The following is a 2367-nucleotide window of genomic DNA, read 5'->3' on the forward strand; positions in this document are numbered from 1 at the left end:
CGGCCGGATCGGCCGCGCCCCCTCTGCCACTTCTACGGGAGGTCAGGTTCTACGGGAGTTCAGGAGAGCCCGGGCTCCGTGGGCACCGGGACCGGGACCGGCTCGGGCGACGGCCGCAGCAGCCGGGCGGCCACCACACCGGCCCCCAGCAGCGCCGCCACGGAGAGCCCGGTGCTGAACCAGCTGGCGCCGAGCAACTGCCCGCCCAGGTAACCGACCCCCACGCTGTAGACCGTCCACACCACGGCGGCCACCGCCGACCACGGCAGGAACTCGCGCTTGCGGCGCCGCGAGACGCCCGCACCCAGGCTCACCACCGCGCGCCCGGCCGGCGCGAAGCGGGCCAGCACCACCAGGGGCCCGCCGCCGCGCCGCAACGCCCCGTCGAGACGCTCCTGGGCCGCGGACAGCCGACGCGAGCGGGCTATCGCCCCGCCGAAGCGGCGCCCGCCGCGCAGCGCGAGCGCGTACGCCAGCAGGTCGCCGACGAACGACGCGGTGATGGCGCACAACCCGAGCAGGAAGAGCTGCGGAAGGTGGGGGTTCGAGGTGGGGGAGGGCAGGCCTGCGACATCCGCGGCCGTGCCGGCCGCCACCGTGGCCGCTGTCACCACCAGCGCGCCACTCGGCAGCACCGGCACGAAGACGTCCAGCATGATGGACGCCGCGACGACAACATAGATCCACGGAGCGTAGAGCAGCACCCCCAACGTCTCCTGCACCGTGCTCCCCGTTTCCCCTGATGACGTGCTCTGTGGATGTGTACCTGGTCCGTAGCTGTGACGCGCCGTCCAGGCACTGTGGTTCCGCCGCCAAGACTACGCCCGGGTCACCCACTCGGTGTACATGGGTGCGTGTGGCGGGCATCTCGTCTCCGCCCTGGGCAGGGTGAACGTCGCGGGGCGGTCGAGCGACGGCCCACCGACCAGGGAGTGGACGGCATGAGGACCAGGACCACCGGCGTGACGGCCTGCGGCGCGGCGCTCGCCATGGCGTTCGCCACGGCGCCGAGCGCCGCGGCGGACGGCGACTACTGGCTGCGGACCGGAGCCCGGTTCGCGGCCGCCGACGACACCGCGGAGCCGCCCCGGGCCGTCAGCTACGACCCGGACCTGGTGCCGCCCGGCGCACACCTCACCGTCACCGAGTACGTCGTCGACGGCGGCCTGACGGTCGAGGTGTCGGCGCGCGGCCTGGTCCCCGGCCACACCTACGGCGCCCACGTCCACGTCGCCCCCTGCGGCGCCGACCCGGCGGACGCGGGCGGCCACTACCAGAACGTGCCGGGCGAGGCCACCGCCGGCAACGAGGTATGGATCGACTTCACCGCCGACGTCGACGGCGCGGGCCACGCGACCTCACCGCACGACTGGCTCTTCCGACCCGGCGAGGCGGCCTCCGTGGTGCTCCACGAGCACGCCACCCACGAGGACGGCACGGCCGGCGACCGGACGGGCTGCCTCACGGTGCCCTTCGCCGCCCCGGCCCGGGGCTGACGCCCGGACGGGTCTCGGGTAGGGTGGGCGAGTCTGAAGGGGAGTAGCTCTTCGCCGGACCGTCGACATACTGGCCCCCCGGGGCCCGGCGCCCGGAGCGGACACCCGACGCGCGTCGTCGCCCGTGATCCGCCAGCGAGACCTTCGGCCGCAGTGTCATTTGACGCTGCCGTGCCGAAGTCTCCGCCTCCCCGCGGGAATCCTTCCGGCACGGTGGCCTGATCTCTCAAGGATTGCCGTGTTCAGTATCGCCGTCGCAGCCGTCGTGTTCGGCATCATCTTCCTCGCCGAACTGCCCGACAAGACCGCCCTGGCCGGTCTGGTGCTCGGTACCCGATTCAGAGGTTCCTACGTCTTCGCCGGCGTCGCGGCCGCCTTCGTGGTCCACGTGATCCTCGCCGTCGCCGCCGGCAGCGTCCTCACACTCCTGCCCCAGCGCCCCCTCCAGGCCGTGGTGGGCGTCCTCTTCCTGGCCGGCGCGGCGATGCTGCTGCGGGAGGCCCTGAAGAAGGACGACGAGGACGAGGAGGAGGTCAAGGAGCCGGAGGACCCCTCCTTCTGGAAGGTGGCGGGCAGCGGCTTCATGCTGATCCTGGTCGCCGAGTTCGGCGACCTCACCCAGATCATGACCGCCAACCTGGCCGCCCGCTACGACGACCCCATCTCGGTCGGCGTGGGCGCCGTCCTGGCCCTGTGGGCCGTGGCCGGCCTCGGCATCCTGGGCGGCCAGGCGCTGCTGAAGCGGGTGCCGCTGACGCTGATCACCAAGATCGCGGCGGGCGTGATGGTGGTGATGGCGGGCTGGAGCTTCTTCGAGGCCATCGCCGGCTGACGCCGGCGCGATGCCAGGTGGGGGTTTCCCCCCCCACCC

The 2367-nt window shown here is 73.0% G+C and carries 3 protein-coding genes; 2 read left to right on the top strand and 1 reads right to left on the bottom strand.

The window, feature by feature from the left end; genetic code table 11:
- Positions 1-59: 59 nt before the first annotated feature.
- Entirely contained in the window at positions 60-722 is a 663-nt protein-coding gene (locus E1283_RS35370; protein WP_132822258.1) for a DedA family protein, read from the bottom strand.
- A 219-nt stretch (positions 723-941) separates the two neighbouring features.
- On the opposite strand from E1283_RS35370, the gene E1283_RS35375 reads away from it, so the two are divergent.
- Together E1283_RS35375 and E1283_RS35380 are read left to right on the top strand one after the other, a co-directional pair.
- The gene (locus E1283_RS35375; RefSeq protein WP_132822259.1) at positions 942-1496 is read left to right on the top strand and encodes a superoxide dismutase family protein; all 555 of its coding nucleotides are present in this window, start codon (positions 942-944) and stop codon (positions 1494-1496) included.
- A gap of 238 nt (positions 1497-1734) precedes the next feature.
- Positions 1735-2328: a TMEM165/GDT1 family protein gene (locus tag E1283_RS35380; RefSeq protein WP_132822260.1), complete on the top strand. Its 594-nt coding sequence runs from the start codon at positions 1735-1737 to the stop codon at positions 2326-2328.
- Positions 2329-2367: the final 39 nt, after the last annotated feature.

The sequence above is a fragment of the Streptomyces hainanensis genome, from assembly GCF_004348415.1.
Lineage (GTDB): Bacteria > Actinomycetota > Actinomycetes > Streptomycetales > Streptomycetaceae > Streptomyces > Streptomyces hainanensis.